General features: G+C 65.0%; 14 protein-coding genes and 1 tRNA gene. 7 read left to right on the forward strand and 8 right to left on the reverse strand.

Features of this window, described 5'->3' with window-relative positions; translation table 11 throughout:
- Positions 1–556: 556 nt before the first annotated feature.
- The 4 genes from ACQ5J0_RS12030 to ACQ5J0_RS12045 form a co-directional block, all read right to left on the reverse strand.
- Complete coding sequence (locus ACQ5J0_RS12030; protein ID WP_462567744.1) at positions 557–1,234, reverse strand: cytochrome b; 678 nt, start codon at positions 1,232–1,234, stop codon at positions 557–559.
- A complete protein-coding gene (locus tag ACQ5J0_RS12035) occupies positions 1,231–1,902 on the reverse strand; it encodes a cytochrome c oxidase assembly protein (RefSeq protein ID WP_462567745.1) in 672 nt (223 codons plus the stop codon). The genes ACQ5J0_RS12030 and ACQ5J0_RS12035 overlap by 4 nt, the downstream gene beginning before the upstream one ends.
- A gap of 201 nt (positions 1,903–2,103) precedes the next feature.
- Positions 2,104–2,856 (reverse strand): nucleotidyltransferase family protein, encoded by a 753-nt coding sequence (locus tag ACQ5J0_RS12040; protein ID WP_462567746.1) that lies wholly within the window; start codon positions 2,854–2,856, stop codon positions 2,104–2,106.
- Positions 2,853–4,199 carry a lipopolysaccharide biosynthesis protein gene (locus tag ACQ5J0_RS12045; protein ID WP_462567747.1) on the reverse strand — a complete coding sequence of 449 codons (1,347 nt, stop codon included), beginning with the start codon at positions 4,197–4,199 and terminating at the stop codon, positions 2,853–2,855. Before ACQ5J0_RS12045 ends, ACQ5J0_RS12040 begins: the two co-directional genes overlap by 4 nt.
- 128 nt (positions 4,200–4,327) lie before the next feature.
- Here ACQ5J0_RS12045 and ACQ5J0_RS12050 point away from each other — a divergent pair, with 128 nt between their 5' ends.
- Positions 4,328–5,515: a hypothetical protein gene (locus ACQ5J0_RS12050; RefSeq protein WP_462567748.1), complete on the forward strand. Its 1,188-nt coding sequence runs from the start codon at positions 4,328–4,330 to the stop codon at positions 5,513–5,515.
- Positions 5,516–5,532: 17 nt separating this feature from the next.
- Positions 5,533–6,600: a glycosyltransferase family 4 protein gene (locus ACQ5J0_RS12055; RefSeq protein WP_462570109.1), complete on the forward strand. Its 1,068-nt coding sequence runs from the start codon at positions 5,533–5,535 to the stop codon at positions 6,598–6,600.
- On the opposite strand, the gene ACQ5J0_RS12060 is transcribed toward ACQ5J0_RS12055, so the two are convergent.
- The 3 genes from ACQ5J0_RS12060 to yghU all read right to left on the reverse strand — a co-directional run bounded on the left by ACQ5J0_RS12060 (position 6,587) and on the right by yghU (position 8,360).
- A complete protein-coding gene (locus ACQ5J0_RS12060; RefSeq protein ID WP_462567749.1) occupies positions 6,587–7,234 on the reverse strand; it encodes an HAD family hydrolase in 648 nt (215 codons plus the stop codon). The two genes, ACQ5J0_RS12055 and ACQ5J0_RS12060, sit on opposite strands and share 14 nt — an antisense overlap.
- 89 nt (positions 7,235–7,323) lie before the next feature.
- A tRNA-Gln gene (locus tag ACQ5J0_RS12065) sits at positions 7,324–7,398 on the reverse strand.
- A 110-nt stretch (positions 7,399–7,508) separates the two neighbouring features.
- Positions 7,509–8,360 carry a glutathione-dependent disulfide-bond oxidoreductase gene (gene yghU, locus ACQ5J0_RS12070; RefSeq protein ID WP_462567750.1) on the reverse strand — a complete coding sequence of 284 codons (852 nt, stop codon included), beginning with the start codon at positions 8,358–8,360 and terminating at the stop codon, positions 7,509–7,511.
- Between the two features lie 96 nt (positions 8,361–8,456).
- On the opposite strand from yghU, the gene ACQ5J0_RS12075 reads away from it, so the two are divergent.
- From ACQ5J0_RS12075 to ACQ5J0_RS12095, 5 genes are read left to right on the forward strand one after another with little or no spacing between them, the layout of a single operon-like run.
- Positions 8,457–9,458, forward strand: a complete 1,002-nt coding sequence (locus ACQ5J0_RS12075; RefSeq protein WP_462567751.1) for a DNA topoisomerase IB — start codon at positions 8,457–8,459, stop codon at positions 9,456–9,458.
- Positions 9,459–9,510: 52 nt separating this feature from the next.
- Positions 9,511–11,565, forward strand: a complete 2,055-nt coding sequence (locus ACQ5J0_RS12080; RefSeq protein WP_462567752.1) for an NAD(+) synthase — start codon at positions 9,511–9,513, stop codon at positions 11,563–11,565.
- A 42-nt stretch (positions 11,566–11,607) separates the two neighbouring features.
- A complete protein-coding gene (locus ACQ5J0_RS12085; RefSeq protein WP_462567753.1) occupies positions 11,608–12,657 on the forward strand; it encodes a type III polyketide synthase in 1,050 nt (349 codons plus the stop codon).
- A 6-nt stretch (positions 12,658–12,663) separates the two neighbouring features.
- The gene (locus ACQ5J0_RS12090) at positions 12,664–13,350 is read left to right on the forward strand and encodes a methyltransferase domain-containing protein (RefSeq protein ID WP_462567754.1); all 687 of its coding nucleotides are present in this window, start codon (positions 12,664–12,666) and stop codon (positions 13,348–13,350) included.
- Positions 13,350–14,438: an NAD(P)/FAD-dependent oxidoreductase gene (locus ACQ5J0_RS12095; protein WP_462567755.1), complete on the forward strand. Its 1,089-nt coding sequence runs from the start codon at positions 13,350–13,352 to the stop codon at positions 14,436–14,438. The genes ACQ5J0_RS12090 and ACQ5J0_RS12095 overlap by 1 nt, the downstream gene beginning before the upstream one ends.
- A gap of 176 nt (positions 14,439–14,614) precedes the next feature.
- Here ACQ5J0_RS12095 and ACQ5J0_RS12100 read toward each other — a convergent pair whose 3' ends face one another.
- Positions 14,615–15,694: a branched-chain amino acid aminotransferase gene (locus ACQ5J0_RS12100; protein WP_462567756.1), complete on the reverse strand. Its 1,080-nt coding sequence runs from the start codon at positions 15,692–15,694 to the stop codon at positions 14,615–14,617.
- Positions 15,695–15,978: the final 284 nt, after the last annotated feature.

Raw genomic sequence — 15,978 nt, forward strand, 5'->3', positions numbered from 1 at the left:
GCCTGCAACGAAGCCGAGCCGACCGTCGGCGAATGGGAGCGCACCGCCGAACTGGTGGCGCTGTCCGGAGGCGATGCCGGCGCGCGCGGGGCCTGCATCACCTGTCACGGCCTTCGCGGAGAGGGCGACGGCAAACTCGTGCCGCGGCTCGCCGGGCTCAACCCCGGCTACATCGCCCGGCAGCTCGACTATTTCGCCACCGGCCTCAGACGGCATCCGCAAATGGTCTGGATTGCCGAACAGCTCGATTGGCACTCCCGGCAAAAGGTTGCGTTCCATTATGCCGCAATGCCCGTGCCCCCCGAGGTGCCGCGCACCACCGCCGACGAGCCCTTGCCGGATGCGGTCTGTTCTACCCGCATCGCGCGGCTCTATTTCTTCGGCGATCCACAGCGCGGTCTGATCTCCTGCGCAGAATGCCACGGCCGCGACGGGATGGGTGTAGGGCTGGGCAATCCGCCGGTCGCTGCGCAGCCCGCGCCCTATCTGGAGGCGCAGCTGCGACACTGGCGGACTGGAGAACGCTATGGCGATCCGAACGGCGCGATGACGCATATCAGCCGGCTTCTGCACGAGGAGGAGATTGCTCCCCTTGCGGCTTTCGCCTCGCGGCTGCGGGATTCCAGTCGGTATCCGGCACTTCCGGAAGCATGCCTTCGAACACGTCGTCCCGATCCCAGAAGTGGTGCTTGATCGCCGCTCCTGCGTGAGCCGGGATCAGAAGCGCGAGAACCACGACGCAGAAGACATGCACGTCGAGCGAGCTTTCCAGCACCCAGGACTGCCACTCGGGCGAGAAATCCTGAAACGGCATCGAAGGCACCCGGACCAGTCCGCCGATATACAGCGGACGCGCCGGCTGGATCGCGGACCACAGCATGTATCCGCTCAGCGGCATGATCGTGAACAGCGTGTAGAACATCGCGTGGATGATATGTGCCACATTGCTGCGCCATCCCTGATTGTCGGCATCGTTGATCGGGCCTGGCACCATCATCCGCCATAGCAGCCGCAGCGCGCCGAGCAGCAGCAGGGTGAGACCCAGGCCACTGTGGCGGGCATAGGCGTCCAGCTTGTCGGCCCCGACGAGATAGCGCTGCATCCACCAGCCGGAGAGCAGTTGATAGATCACCAGCGCGGCCATGGTCCAATGGAAGGTGACCCCGACGGGAGTGTATTTCCCGCGGTCGCGATAGCTTTTCGACCAGTCACGGAAGAAGTCGGAGAGGTTCACCGGGCAGGTTCGAGCCGCAAGGACCGGTAGAGCACCGCGAGCGCGACCAGCAGGTAGATGGCCGATCCGGGCACCCACATCAGAATGCCGGCCAATTGCTGGTCCTCGAGCGGCGAAAGTGCCCACGCCTGAGTGGTCAGCCAATGCGGTTCGTAGAAGGCGCGGCCCGCGAAGATGAGCAGCGCGGCGAGCAGACCCATCAGGACCATGGTGGCGAGCAGCGCGATCACGGCGGCGCCCGGCTCGGCCTGCCGCACACGGGCCCACCAGACGGCGGCGGAGAGCAGCAGGCTTGCCTGCATCGCCCAGAACAGGGCGTCGTTGGAGAGCGCTGCTGAGTAAAGCGCGGGGGCATGCCACGCCCAGAAGATCAGCATGTGCAAGGCGGTCAGCTGCGGCAGCGACAGAGAGCGGGCGGCCCGCTCGAAGGGAGCAAATCCGGCAAGCAGCGGCGCCAAGGCAGCAACCAGCACGACATGATGAGCTGCCCGAACGGCAAACAGAGACGAGCCCAGCGCGCAGAATGGCGAAATATACAGGAAAGCGAAGATGGCGGCAGCACCGAAGAGCCGTCTGCGGCCGCCCGCATCGAAACCGCCGCGAAGCAAGACCCAGCCGAGTCCAGCAGCGAGCGCCAGGATCAAAACCGGATCGGAGTTGAACCGCATCCACCACTCGTCAGGAGCGGGCGCGACCCCGCAATATGGTACCCAGGAATTCGTCCCAGCCAGCATCAAGAGGGCCCAACCTGCTTGCTCTTGGTCATGACCCTCTACGCATGCCATTTCGGCAGGTTCCTGCACCGAGCAGTCAGACGGTCTGCGGCGTGGGTGGAAACATCGCGCTTATGACGCGACTGCAAGGCGGCACTAAGTTTCGGTCCGGCCAGTCAACGCGCGGATATCTTCCAAGTCCTGCGGTTTGTCGACATCGACCGCTGCGAGGCCATCCGACGCCCTGACCAGGCGCACCTCGATACCGATGCGGCGCCCAAGCCGCGCAATTCCATCGCCCAGACCCAGACGGCCGAGAGCATAGGCGGCGAGCGTGGTCAGTCCCAGCCTGCGAACTAATCGCCAGGGGTGCTTGCGATCCGCCTCGACGCTGCGCCAGGTTGACAGCGCGGCTTCGGCGCGATGGGTTCGCAGGTAGAAAAGGTTGCAGCCCGACCAGGAACCGTCGGCAAACCGCAGGTAGGTGCGCCTGCTGCCGGGCATGGCGATTTCGATATCTTCCCACTTCGCCATCGCGACGCCCAGATCGGCATCCGCAGGCGTACCTTCTATAAGTTCGCGCACCCATTCTGCTCGCAGAAGGGCGTGGTCCGCGGTCGTAATGAGGAGCGGTGCCCCGAAAGCCGCAAAGGCGATGCTGGCGCTTTCACTGGGCCCGGCTCCTGTCCGCATCACCTCGCATTCCAGCGAGCGGGCGAGTTCGGCGACAGGCCCATCGTCGCAGGATACGCCGATGCGATCCATCCCTGCACCGCGCAGCGCCGTTACCACTCTCTCAAGGAGGGTCCTGCCCTCGATCTCGATCAGCGCCTTGTGCGGCTTGCCCTCGACCCCCGCAAGCGGATCGCCGCCCGGCCGGGTTCCCGCCAATATAAGCGCCGAATTCACGCCGCTTTCTCCGCCAGTACCAGGCTGCGCATCACCCGCAGGACGATCGCGCTCATCAGCACCCACGACACGGCCATGCCGCAGGCGACAGCGATGCCCACCCCGATCGGTCCCATCGGCAGAAGAAAGAAAATGCCGACGCCCAGCACAGCGACCGCAATCAACCGGATCACCAGCGGATATTGCGCGTGTCCCGTCGAATAGAGCATCGGCTCGTAAGCCACCGACGCAAGTTCGAAAGACGCAGCGACCGCCAGCGGGATGAGGATAACCGCGCCAGCCGTATAGGCGTCCCCGCCGATCAATGTGAGCAGCGGCTCCCCTAGGAAAATGGCGACCAGCGTCACGCCCACGCCGCCGAGCGCAGCGATCAGCGTCACCTGTCGTACCAGCCGGCGGAACAGGTCGATCGCCTGCGTGGTATGCGCCACCGCGAACTCGGGGAAGATCGCGCGCGTAAGCATTCCCGATAGCTTACCGATCCCCTGACCCAATTGATCGGCGAGGCGGTAAAGACCCGCCGCGCTGGTGCCAAGGAGGAGTCCCACGACCAGGACCGGCCCCTGCTTGTAGATCGCATCGAGCGTCGAGCTGGCATAGGTGATGCCGAAGAACTTGGGCACATCCGAATTGGCGGTCAGCGTCTCGCGGAAATGGCCGAATGTCTCACGGTTGAGAGCCTTGGGCACAAGCCGCCAAGCGACGATCCAATACAGCAATCCGGTCAGCAGGTCGAAGAAGGCCCAGGCGAACAGGAAGCGGCCTACGGTCGGCCCCAGAAGAATGATCAGCAACGAGGCGAGCAGCCGGCCCGCCGGGACCACCGCTTCGACATAGGTGCCGAGGTCGAAGCGGTCGAGAACGCGAACGATGCCGTTGGGTGTGGTCATCCGCGACCACAGCAATGCGACGTTGAACCAGAAGGCCATGTCGATGAATTCGGGATTGAGGCTGAGCGCCCCTCCGAACCCGTAGTAAACCACGAAGGCCACCAGAGTCCCGACCGCTGCGCCGGAGACGTCGATGGCCCCGCACAGCCACACGAGACGCCCGAAACTGCGCCAATCCCTGCGGCGCGAGGGCTCGGCACCGAACTTCACCACTGTCTGCCAGGTCTGGAAGCTTGCCAGCGCAACCAGCGCGAGGCCGGTCGCAAAAATGAGCGAAAAGTGGCCGAAGTCCTTGAGACCGAGCGAGCGCGACAGGATGGCAAGATAGGCGATGGAGCAGATCGCCCCGAAGCCCTTGCCACCCATCAGCCAGGCGACATTCTTGAGGATATTGAGCAGCCCGCCGCGCCGGGGCTCGCCGGGCCGATCCATCTCCTCTGCCGCAAGTTTCATCATCAATCCCAATGCGGCGCGCAGCCTCAGGCTCGACCGCGCGGTAGCCGTTGGCGTCTATCTAGGCAAATGGCGCAAGCCGGCTATTCGCTTTGCATCGGCGAGCCGTTGCCTTATCCGCGCGGCCTATGTCCCGAGCGGTTTTCCTGTTCAACCACGACGCGGCGCATCAGGTGGCCCATCTCGCTCCGGTCGCGGGCGCGATGGCCCGCCTCCATCCCGGGGTCGAGACCTTGGTGGCCTATGCCAGCGGCGCCGTCCGTGCACAGATAGAGAACCTCATCCGGCCGGAAGATGCGGCGCGCATAAACTGGCAGGAACTCTCCCTGCCGCGAGTCATCGCTGGCGCGACGCGGATGCTGGACAAGGTCGCACCTGCCACCCGTCTTGCACGCCTTCGCTTTCACTTGGCGCTTTTCTCTTCGAGCCATGCGGTAGTTTCGACCGAGCGGACCTGTCTGAGGATCAAGCAACGCCTCGATCCGGACACTGCACCGCTGTTCATCAGGGTGCCGCACGGGACGGGCGACCGCAGCGTCACCTTCCATCCCGACCACCGGCGCTTCGATCTCAGTCTCGTCGCCGGTCCGAAAATGAAGGAGCAACTCGTCGCCAACGGCGTCGATCCAGCCAAGATCGAGGTGACCGGCTATTCCAAGTTCGAGGGCATCGATCTTCATGCACGGCCCGACTTCTTCAGCAACGGCCGCCCGACATTCGTCTATAATCCGCACTTCGACCCGCACCTGTCGAGCTGGTACGATACTGGACCCGAATTGCTCCGCTGGTTCGCGAGCGAGGCAGGGCAGGCTTACAATATGATCTTCGCACCGCATGTCATGCTGTTCCGCAAGGCCATCCACATCTCACCCGAATACAAGGTCGGCAGAGTGCGCCCCGAAATCCCGGAGGAGGTGCTGGCGGCGTCGAACATCCTTATCGACATCGACGGGCCGCGCCTGTTCGACATGTCCTATATGCTCGGAGCGGACGGCTACATCGGCGATGCATCGAGCCAGATTTACGAGTTCCTCGTGCGACCGCGGCCCGTATTCCTGCTGGATCCCAACGGCGCACTGGGCTCGCAAGGCGAGACGGCGCTGCCCTTTCTGCGGACCGGGGAGAGGGTGGAGAGTGCCTCGGGTCTGGTTTCCGCACTTGCCCGGTGGGATGCAATCGGCGAGCGCTATCGCCCCGAGCAGAAGCGGCTGATCGCGCATACTTTTGCGCTGTCCGAAACACCCGCATCCGAACGAGCCGCCAACGCCATCGCGGCCGCGGTCGCACGCCGTGAGGGCGGAGCGCCATGCGGATAGCATATGTGATCAATTCCATGGAGGGAGGCGGCGCGCAGACGCCTCTACCCAAGATCGTCCGAGCCTTGGAACGAGCAGGTGCGCAGGTTCGCATCATGGCACTCACCAGGCGCGACGGACTTGCCGTAGAGCGATTGAGGACAGAGGGCATCGAACCCGTCGTGCGCGACGGAGGCGAGAAGGACCAGGTGGCCGCTTACCGCTGGATTCGCGATCAGACGCGGGGATGGGGTGCGGAGGCACTCTGGACCTCGCTGACCCGCGCGACGCTGCTTGGACAGCTTGCGGGCCGAAGTCTCGGCATCCCGGTCGTAAGCTGGCAGCACAATGCGTTTCTCAAGCCATGGAACGAGCGGCTGCTGCGCTGGCGTGCAGCTGCGACCGACATCTGGGTAGCGGACAGTTCGCAGGTCGCCGCGCTGACCGGCGAGCGACTGGGCATTCCGGCCGATCGGCTTGTAACATGGCCCATCTTCGCGGCCGAACCGAATGCTCCCCGGGCGCAGCCCTGGCAGCCGGAAGAGGCCCTGCGGATCGGCAGCCTCGGCAGGCTCCACCCCAACAAGGGGTACGACATTCTCATCGATGCCCTCGCCATTATGCACTCTGGCTCCTCGGCGCCGAAAACACGCTACCGAATTGCGATCGCCGGAGCTGGCGGAGACGAGAGCGCGTTGCGCGCGCGTGCCAAGGCCCTCGACCTCGATACGATCGACTTCATCGGGTTTGCCAGCGACCCCGCAGGCTTCCTGGCGAAGCTTCACCTTTATGTGCAGCCCTCGCGCCGCGAAGGCTTCTGCATCGCCGCGCACGAGGCAATGCAGGCGGGCCTTCCCGCCATCGTGTCGCGCACAGGGGAAATGCCCTTCACTGTCGACGCGCCCGCTACGGGACGCGTCGTCGAGGTCGGCGACCCGCATTCGCTGGCCAAGGCACTCGGCGAGTTGCTGGATGCCCCGCAAGACCTTTCTGCGATGGGCTGCGAAGCACGCGCACGGGTGTTGGACAAGTTTTCGCAGGAGAGGTTCGACGCAACGGGGGCGGTGATCGTTAGGCGGCTCGCAGAGCTGCTCAGTCGGCGCTGAGGACCCGCCAACCGCGGGCCTGGGCCCTTGCCCTCTTGGCAGAACTTGCGCTGATGAAGATCGGGTCGTCTGCCAGTTCCAGCAGCGGCGCATCGGCAAAGCTGTCGCTCACGAAGCGCAGCTCGATATCATCCAGCGCGTGGCCCTCCTGCTCGGCCCACTGCCTAACCCGCGCGAGCTTTGTCTCGCCGTGACAATTTCCGCCCGGGATCGAACAATCGTCCCAGCGCGTCCCGATCACCGTATCGATGCGGAGATGGTCGGCGAAAGCCCTCGCGTAGAATTCGAACGCTGCTGTCGCGACGACGATACGCGCGCCTTGGGTTCGATCTTCCTCGAGCAAGGCAAGGGCCGCAGGCATGAACCCGTCATTGTCCGCACGACGGGCTGCGAACTGCCGGCCCAATTTCTCGAGCGTTGCAATGTCTGCCATGCCGAGCATCAGCCGCATTCCGCGGGTCTTGAGCCTGCTTCGATCGTAAAGCCCTGCGCGATATCCAATCATCATCGCCACCCAGACCGGCAGCAGCGCCAATCGCCAAGGCGCGATCCGCTGCGCGGCGAAGACCAGAAAGGGCGTGAAGGTCGCCCGCCGGGTCAACGTGTTATCAAGGTCGTAGATGGCGATCCGCATTGTCGGCGTCTGCCAGCGAGGCACGACCGGATCAAGCTGACGAAGGATTCGCTCCGAGCTCACGGTTCGGCATGACGTGCTGGAAATACTGGCTGGGGTGGCAGGGATCGAACCTGCGAATGCCGATACCAAAAACCGGTGCCTTACCACTTGGCTACACCCCAGCACGAGCGGGCCCCTATAGCGGCTTGCGCGGCGATGAAAAGGGGTGACCTCCCGGCGCCGTCCATCGGACCTGCGGACGCAACCGCCGGTTGCGCCCGAACTTTCGAGCCTAGAGAGCCTTGCCTTCGAAATCCGCAGCCGAATGGCGCTCGCGCAATTGCTCGTCCTCTTCGCCCCAGGTTTTGTTGACGATCCGGCCGCGCTTCACCGCGGGTCGCTCGGCGATGGCTTTCACCCAGCGATCGACATGCTCGTATTCGTGAATCGAGAGGAACTTGCGCGCTTCGCCGTAAATTCCGCCGAAAACAAAGGGGGCGATCCAGGGGAAGGCGGCGATGTCGGCGACGGTGTATTCGTCGCCGCCGAGATATTGCGAGCGCTCGAGCCGCTTGTCTGCGACGTCGAACAGCCGCTTGGTTTCCATCGCATAGCGGTTGATCGGATATTCGTATTTTTCGGGCGCATAGGCGTAGAAATGACCGAAGCCGCCGCCGATGAAGGGGGCGCTGCCGACTTGCCAGAACAGCCAGCTGAGCACTTCGGCGCGGGTGTGATCGGTCGGCAGGAAGGCACCGAATTTTTCCGCCAGATGCATCAGGATGGCGCCGCTCTCGAACACCCGCACGGGCTTCTCGCCGCTGCGGTCGAGCAGGGTGGGGATCTTGGAGTTGGGGTTGAGATCGACGAAACCCGAACCGAACTGGTCGCCATTACCGATATCGATCGTCCAGGCGTCGTATTCGGCGCCTGAATGCCCGGCTTCGAGCAGTTCCTCGAGCATGATCGTCGCCTTCACCCCATTGGGCGTGGCGAGCGAATAGAGTTGGAAGTCGTGCTTGCCCAGCGGAAGCTCCTTGTCTTCGCGCGCACCCGCGGTCGGACGGTTGATGCTGGCGAATTTACCACCGTTCTCGGCATCGTGCGACCAGACTTCGGGCGGCGTATAGTCGGCGTTGGGCAAAGCATGTCTCCTCGCGTTTGTGGGACGCAAGGTGGGGCGTGAATGAGCGGCAGGCAAGCGGAACCGGATCGCAGTCCGGGCGGTTTGGCCTTCACCATGACGAAGCTCATCTATGTCGACGACGATCTCCCCGGGATCACCCGCAAGCGCGCCGGCCGGGGCTGGGCCTATTACGACCCCGACGGCAAGCTGATCGCCGATCGCCTGGAGAAGCGGCGGCTGAGTGAGATCGCGCTGCCGCCGGCCTATATCGATGCCTGGTTCTGCCCGGCACCCAACGGCCATATCCTTGCCACCGGCTATGACGCGAAGGGCCGCAAGCAATACCGCTACCACCCCGATTTTCGCGCCAAGCAGGAAAGCGAGAAATACGACGGCTGCATCACCTTTGGCAATCTGCTGCCGCTCGTGCGCCGCCGCGTCGAAGAGGATTTGCGCGCCCGCGCGCTGACCCGCGAGCGCGCGGTGGCGAGCGTGGTGCGGCTGCTCGATCTGGGCGCAGTCCGGATCGGGAACGAGGGATATGCGGCGCGCAACAAGAGCTACGGTGCGACGACCCTGCGCCAGCGTCATGCCGAGGTGACCGGTCACACGCTACGACTGCGGTTCAAGGGCAAGGGTGGCAAGCTGCGCGAGATGACGGTGACCGACAGCAGTCTGGCACGGGTCGTGCGCAGGATGCAGGACCTGCCCGGGCAACACGTTTTCCAGTATATTGACGACGAGGGCGAGCATCACGCGGTCGGATCATCCGACGTGAACGCCTATTTGCGCGAGACGATGGGTGAGGATTTTACGGCGAAGAACTTCCGCACCTGGCATGCGAGCGTGCTCGGTTTCAGCCTGCTGGCCGCCAGCGAAGAGGTGCTGACCATCAAGGCGGTGCTGGAAGAGGTCGCCGCACATCTCGGCAATACTCCGGCTGTGACGCGCAAGAGCTACGTTCACCCGGCGGTCATCGATCTGATCGGCAAACAGGCCGAGTGGAGAGAGACCTTGAGCTTGCCGCGCAGCACCAAATGGCTCAGCCGCGAAGAGCGCGGTCTGCTCGCCCTGCTGCAGGACGGTCCGCGCGCCGCCGAGCTCCTCGCCGCGTGAGGTCCGGTCTGGTCGATTGCGTGGCGGAGTGTCTGCCGATACGGAAGACGGCATGACTCAGGCCCACCCCTTCTTCGACATCCACACCCATGGCTTCGTGCGTGTAGCGACCAGCACCCCCAAGGTGCGCACCGCCGATGTCGCCTATAATGCCAAAGGGATCGTCAGCGAAGCGCGCAAGGCCGCGGATCGGAATGTGGACCTGCTGCTCTATCCGGAATTGTGTCTTTCCTCCTACGCGATCGACGATCTGCATATGCAGGGCGCACTGCTCGACGCGGTGGAGATTCATCTGGAGAAGGTGGTCGAGGCGAGCCGCGAATTACCGACCGTGCTGGTGATCGGTGCGCCGCTGCGCCGCAACGGACGGATCTACAATTGCGCCATCGCCATCGCGCGCGGCACGATCCTGGGCGTGGTGCCCAAGAGCTATCTGCCGAACTACCGCGAGTTCTACGAAAAGCGCTGGTTCGCGCACGGCCGCGATTGTGTGGATCTGGCGATTTCGGTCAACGGGGCGGAAGTGCCGTTCGGGATCGATTTGATCTTCGCGCACGAGAGCATCCCAGGCTTCGTCTTCGGAATAGAGATTTGCGAGGACTTCTGGAGCCCGGTCCAGCCGGGCACGCAGGCGGCGCTCGCGGGCGCGACTATCCTGCTCAACCTGTCCGCCTCCAACATCACCATCGGCAAGTCGGACGAGCGCCATCTGCTCAGCCGCGCAAGTTCCGCGCGCTCGGTCTGCGCTTATGCCTATTCGGCGAGCGGTCACGGTGAAAGCACCACCGATCTCGCGTGGGACGGGCAGGGGATGATCTACGAACTGGGCGATCTGCTGGTCGAAAGCGTCCGCTTCGATCGCGAACCCGAGTTGAGCATCGCCGACATCGACTGCCAGCGGATCCTCAGCGACCGGATGCGGATGCAGACCTTCAACGATGCCGCGGAGGCTTCCGGACGGCCCGAAGATCATTTTCGCACCGTGGTTTTCGATCACGAGCCCCGGGGCGGTGATATCGGCCTGAACCGTCCGGTGCGCCGCTTTCCCTTCGTCCCCAATCGCAAGCTCAAGCTCGACGAGGATTGCTATGAAGCGTTCAACATCCAGGTGGAGGGCATCGTCCGCCGGATCGGGGCGACCGATCCGCAGTCGCTCGTCATCGGCGTTTCGGGAGGGCTCGACAGCACCCATGCGTTGATCGTCGCCGCCAAAGCCTGCGACACGCTCGGCCTGCCGCGCTCCACCATTCGAGGCTACACGCTCCCCGGCTTCGGCACCTCGGACACCACCAAATCGAATGCCTGGAAGCTGATGGAGGCGCTCGGCATCACCGCCGAGGAGATCGATATCAAGCCGACCGCGCGGCTGATGCTCGAGAACATCGGTCATGCCTTCGCCGGAGGCGAGCCGGTCTACGATGTGACCTTCGAGAACGTGCAGGCGGGGCTGCGTACCGATTACCTATTCCGGCTGGCGGGTCAGCATGGCGGCTGGGTCATCGGCACCGGCGATCTGAGCGAGCTGGCGCTGGGGTGGTGCACTTACGGCGTCGGCGATCAGATGAGCCATTACAACGTCAATGCGGGCGTGCCCAAGACCCTGATCCAGTATCTGATCCGCTGGACCACGACCACCTCCCAGTTCGATGCGGAATGCGATGCCGTGCTGCTGGCGATCCTCGGCACCGAGATCTCGCCGGAGCTGATCCCGGTGGGCGAAGATGGGGAGATCCAGAGCACCGAGGGCAAGATCGGACCCTACGAGCTCAACGACTTCTTCCTGCATCACATCATGCGCTGGGGCCACAAGCCCAGCCATGTCGCCTTCCTCGCATGGCACGCCTGGAAGGATGCGAGGGCGGGGCTGTGGCCCGAGGGCTTCGCAGAGGACCGCAAGAACGAGTACAGCCTCGAGATTATCGCCGGCTGGCTGGAGAAGTTCCTGAGGCGCTTCTTCCAGTACAGTCAGTTCAAGCGCAGTGCGCTGCCCAACGGGCCCAAGGTCAGCCCGGGGGGCGCGCTCAGCCCGCGCGGTGACTGGCGCGCGCCGAGCGATGCGGTGGCGGATCTGTGGCTCGCCGAGCTGCGCGATAATCTGCCGCGCTAGGAAACCTGCGCAGCGCGCAACCGTTGAAGGGAGCAATCTAGGATGTCTTCCCGCATGACCGCGCGTATCAATGCCATCGCCACAGCAGTGCCCGCTTGCGACTTCGAACAGGATTATCGCCACTGGGCGATGCGCCGGCTCGAAGGTCGCCGCGAGGCGAAGCTCTACGCGCGGATGGCGGAGCGCTCGGGCATCGAACACCGCTGGTCGGTGCTGGACGAGGAAGACGCCAAGCTCGACGAGGGGGCCGGTTTTTACGCCGCCGAACCACCCAGCACTGCGGATCGCATGGAAATTTATGCCAGAGAAGCACCCGAACTGGCGCTGACTGCCATCGCGAAGCTGGGCGATCTCGGTTCAATCACACATATCGTCGTTGCAAGTTGCACCGGGTTCGTGGCGCCGGGGATCGACCAGATGATCGCCCGGCGGCTGGGGCTGGCGGGCTCGGTAGAGCGGGTGCTGATCGGCTTCATGGGCTGCTACGCCGCGGTCACCGCGCTGCGCACCGCGCGCCATATCGTCCGCAGCGAGGCGGGTGCGCGCGTGCTGGTGGTCACGGTCGAGCTCTCGAGCCTGCACCATCAGGACCACGACGAGATCGAGCCGCTGCTCGCCGGCGCACAGTTCGGCGACGGCGCCGCGGCGGCGATCGTCAGCGGCGAAGGTCCGGGTCTCGAGCTGGGCGAGGGCCTTTCCGCGACGCTGGAGGACAGCGACGGGCTGATCACCTGGCATATCGGCGACACCGGCTTCCACATGCATCTCTCGGGCGAGGTCCCGGGCCGGATCCGCGACGCGTTGCTCAACCCCGAGGTCCGCGCGCGGATCGCGCCGCAAGCTCTGCCAGAGGCCTTCGCGGTCCATGCCGGGGGGCGCTCGATCCTCGACGCGGTCGAGAGCGGGCTCGGGCTCGCCCCCGATGCGCTCGACCATTCGCGCGCGGTGCTGCGCGATTTCGGCAATATGTCCTCCTCGACGCTGATGTTCGTGCTCGAACGCACGCTGCGCGACGCCCCGCGCAATGGGGTCGCGCTGGCCTTCGGCCCCGGGCTGGCGATGGAAGGCTTCCGCTTCGGCTGGAGCGGGTGATCGGCAATGCTTGAAGACCGCCTCATCGCCCAGGAGATGATGGACGAGCCCGGCATGGATCTGGCCACCTATCGCGACGTCCTGCAGGATCTCGCGAAGGTCAACCGCCTGACCCAGGCCTATCGTCCGACGCTGGACTATCTCGAGCGCGCGCTGAAGGGCCGCGATACCTTCCGCCTGCTCGATGTCGGTTTCGGCGATGGCGACATGCTGCGCGAGATCGCCGCCTGGGCGAAGCGCAAGGGCAAGACCGCCTATCTGGTCGGGGTCGATCTCAATCCCAAGAGCAAGGTCGTGGCGCGCGAGAGCACGCCCTGCGACCTGCCGATCGAATATTGGACCGGCGACTATGCCGAGGTGATCGCGCGCGATTTCGACGTCGTCATCTCCAGCCTGGTCGCGCATCACATGGCGCATGACGAGCTGATCGCCTTCCTGATCGCGATGGATACGCACGCCAAATGCTGCTGGCTCGTCAACGATCTCCACCGCCACGGCTTCGCCTATTTCGCCTATCCGCTGCTCGCGCAGTTGGCCGGCTGGCACCCGATCGTGCGCCACGACGGGCATATGTCGATCGCGCGCTCCTATCGCCCTGCGGAATGGAAGCAGCTCCTCGCGGAGGCCGGGATCACCGACGCGCGGGTGCGGCGGGTTTTCCCCTTCCGGCTTTGCGTCGAAAAGCGGGTCTGATGGCGCCTACGGACGCTCCGGTGATCCTCGGGGCAGGACCTGCCGGGTGCGCCGCCGCGATCGTCCTAGCGCGGGGCGGGGCGGAACCCCTGCTGATCGATCGCGACGCCGAGGTCGGCGATGCGCTGTGCGGCGGCTTCATGAGCTGGCGCACCGCCGCCACCCTTCGCAGCCTCGGGATCGATCTGGCCCAGCTCGGCGCACAGAGGGTGACCACGCTGCGGCTGTTCGCGGGTGACAGCTTCGCGCAGAACACGCTGCCCGAGCCGGCCTGGGGGCTCTCGCGCCGCGCTTTCGACAGCGCGCTTCGGCGAGTGGCGGTGAAGGCTGGAGCCGCTCTCGAAATCGACACGATCCGCGCGCTGGCGCCCGGCTGCGCCAGCGGCGCGGCGCGCGACTACCGCTCCGATTCGTTGTTTCTCGCCAGCGGCAAGCACGATCTGCGCGGTGCCGCTCGCCCCCGCAATGCGCGCGATCCGGCGCTCGGGCTGCGGTTTCGGATCGCGTCGGATCCGCGGCTCACCGCGCTGATCGGCGAGAGCATCGAACTGCATCTGTTCGCGGGCGGCTATGCCGGGATCGTGCTGCAGGAGGATGGCAGCGCCAATGTCTGTCTTGCCTTGCGCAAATCGCTGCTCGCGCGCGCGGCCAATGATCCGGCGCAGTTGCTCGACATGCTCGCGGACCAGTCCGCAGCCTTCGCCGCGCGGTTGCGGTTCGCGCCCGCCAGCCCGCGTGTCGATACGATCGCGGCGGTTCCCTATGGCTGGATTGCGCAGGACACCGCGCCCGGGCTGTTCCGGCTGGGCGATCAGGCCGCGGTGATCCCCAGCCTCGCCGGAGAGGGGATGAGCATCGCCATCGCCAGCGGGATTGCCGCGGCGCAGGCCTGGCAGCAGGGGGGAGGCGCGGCGGCGCCCACCTATCAGCAGGAGTTTGCCCGCCGCGCCCGGCGACCGGTGCGGGTAGCCGAAGCGATCTGGCACACCGGCGAGCATGCCACGGGCGGCCGCGCGCTGACTCAGGTGGCGCAGAGCATCGCGCCCGCGGCGCGGCTGGCGATGCGGCTCAGCCGGATTGCGGCCTAGTACCCGAAGACTTTGGATTGACCGAATCGCTCTCCCCCTTGAGGGGGAGGTCGGGTGGGGGTGTGTTAGGCCCCGATGAAACTGGACGCGCGCCTGCGGCGCGCTCCCCCACCCCCGGCCCCTCCCCGAGGGGAGGGGAGATTCACTCCCTGACAATCCCGTTCGGGCGCTCGTTCTTAGAGCTTCGTCACCCAGCCGCGGTCGTCGGCGACGGTGCCGCGCTGAATACCCACCAGCCGGTCGCGCAGCCGGGTCGTGAGTTGGCCGGGACCGCCCGAGCCGATGGTGAATTCGCCATCGGGTCCCGCGACCGTGCCGACTGCGGTGACCACCGCCGCGGTGCCGCAGGCCATGGTTTCGAGCAGATGGCCGGTGCCCGCATCGATGCGCCACTGGTCGATGCTGTAGGGCTCCTCGCGCAGGCTCAGACCTTCGTCGCGCAGCAGTGCGATCAGGCTGTCGCGGGTGATGCCGGGCAGGATCGTTCCAGTCAGCGGCGGGGTGACCACGCTGCCGTCGTCGAAGACGAAGAACAGGTTCATGCCCCCCAGCTCCTCGATCCATTTCTTCTCCACCGCATCGAGGAACACGACCTGATCGCAGCCCTGCGCGGTGGCTTCGTCCTGCGGCACGAGGCTGGCGGCGTAATTGCCGCCGGTCTTGGCGAAGCCGGTGCCGCCGGGCGCCGCGCGGGTGTAGTTGCGGCTGACCCAGATCTTGACCGCCGGAGCGCCCGATTTGAAATAACCGCCCACCGGGCTGGCGATGACCATATATTTGTACTGCCGTGCGGGGCGCACGCCGAGAAAGGCCTCGCTGGCGAACATGAAGGGCCGCAGATAGAGCGCGCCGCCCTCGATCTCGGGGTACCAGTCGCGGTCCTTGAGCACGAGCTGACGGACCGATTCGAGGAACAAATCCTCGGGCAGTTCTGGCATCGCCATCCGCCGCGCCGAATCGTTGAAACGGCGGGCATTGGCCTCGGGGCGGAACAGCGCAAAACTGCCGTCTTCGTGGCGATAGGCCTTCATGCCCTCGAAGATTTCCTGCGCGTAGTGCAATACCGCCGCCGCCGGATCGAGCGTGATCGGCTGGCGCGGGCCGATCCGCGCGGCGAACCAGCCGCCCTTGTCCGCATCATAGTCGATCTCGACCATGTGATCTGTGAAGAGCTTGCCGAAGCCGGGGTCGGCGAGCGCCTGCTGGCGGGTTGCACCGGGGACGGGAGCGGGGTGGGCGATCTGTTCGAAGTTCATCCCGAGCGGGTAATCTGCGCAAGGGCGCAGGGCAAGCGGTGTGAAGATACCATCAGCCAGCCCATACCCAACTGGACGAAAAGAGCGCCACTGAGCAATTATATTGCAATGGCGAACAATAGGCTTCGCCAACATGTGAAGGGCAGCTCCGGCCCGGCGCAAGCGCTCGGGTTGGAACTGCCCTTCGCATGGTCAGCGGCGGGAAGCGCCGCTTCACGGAGCCTCTAAGGGTAGGTTTTACCGATAGTGCTCCGCGCGGAAACTTGCCGACCTCTCTGCTGAAC

It is taken from the genome of Qipengyuania sp. SM2512, from assembly GCF_054954005.1.

What these genes read in the sequence shown, in the direction of transcription:
- ACQ5J0_RS12055 (WP_462570109.1), top strand. Translation starts at nt 5,533, where the DNA reads ATGGAGGGAGGCGGCGCGCAGACGCCTCTACCCAAGATCGTCCGAGCC.
- ACQ5J0_RS12050 (WP_462567748.1), top strand. Translation starts at nt 4,328, where the DNA reads ATGTCCCGAGCGGTTTTCCTGTTCAACCACGACGCGGCGCATCAGGTG.
- ACQ5J0_RS12035 (WP_462567745.1), bottom strand. Translation starts at nt 1,902, where the DNA reads ATGCGGTTCAACTCCGATCCGGTTTTGATCCTGGCGCTCGCTGCTGGA.
- ACQ5J0_RS12090 (WP_462567754.1), top strand. Translation starts at nt 12,664, where the DNA reads ATGCTTGAAGACCGCCTCATCGCCCAGGAGATGATGGACGAGCCCGGC.
- ACQ5J0_RS12080 (WP_462567752.1), top strand. Translation starts at nt 9,511, where the DNA reads ATGACTCAGGCCCACCCCTTCTTCGACATCCACACCCATGGCTTCGTG.
- ACQ5J0_RS12045 (WP_462567747.1), bottom strand. Translation starts at nt 4,199, where the DNA reads ATGAAACTTGCGGCAGAGGAGATGGATCGGCCCGGCGAGCCCCGGCGC.
- ACQ5J0_RS12075 (WP_462567751.1), top strand. Translation starts at nt 8,457, where the DNA reads ATGACGAAGCTCATCTATGTCGACGACGATCTCCCCGGGATCACCCGC.
- ACQ5J0_RS12100 (WP_462567756.1), bottom strand. Translation starts at nt 15,694, where the DNA reads ATGAACTTCGAACAGATCGCCCACCCCGCTCCCGTCCCCGGTGCAACC.
- ACQ5J0_RS12085 (WP_462567753.1), top strand. Translation starts at nt 11,608, where the DNA reads ATGTCTTCCCGCATGACCGCGCGTATCAATGCCATCGCCACAGCAGTG.
- ACQ5J0_RS12060 (WP_462567749.1), bottom strand. Translation starts at nt 7,234, where the DNA reads ATGCGGATCGCCATCTACGACCTTGATAACACGTTGACCCGGCGGGCG.
- ACQ5J0_RS12095 (WP_462567755.1), top strand. Translation starts at nt 13,350, where the DNA reads ATGGCGCCTACGGACGCTCCGGTGATCCTCGGGGCAGGACCTGCCGGG.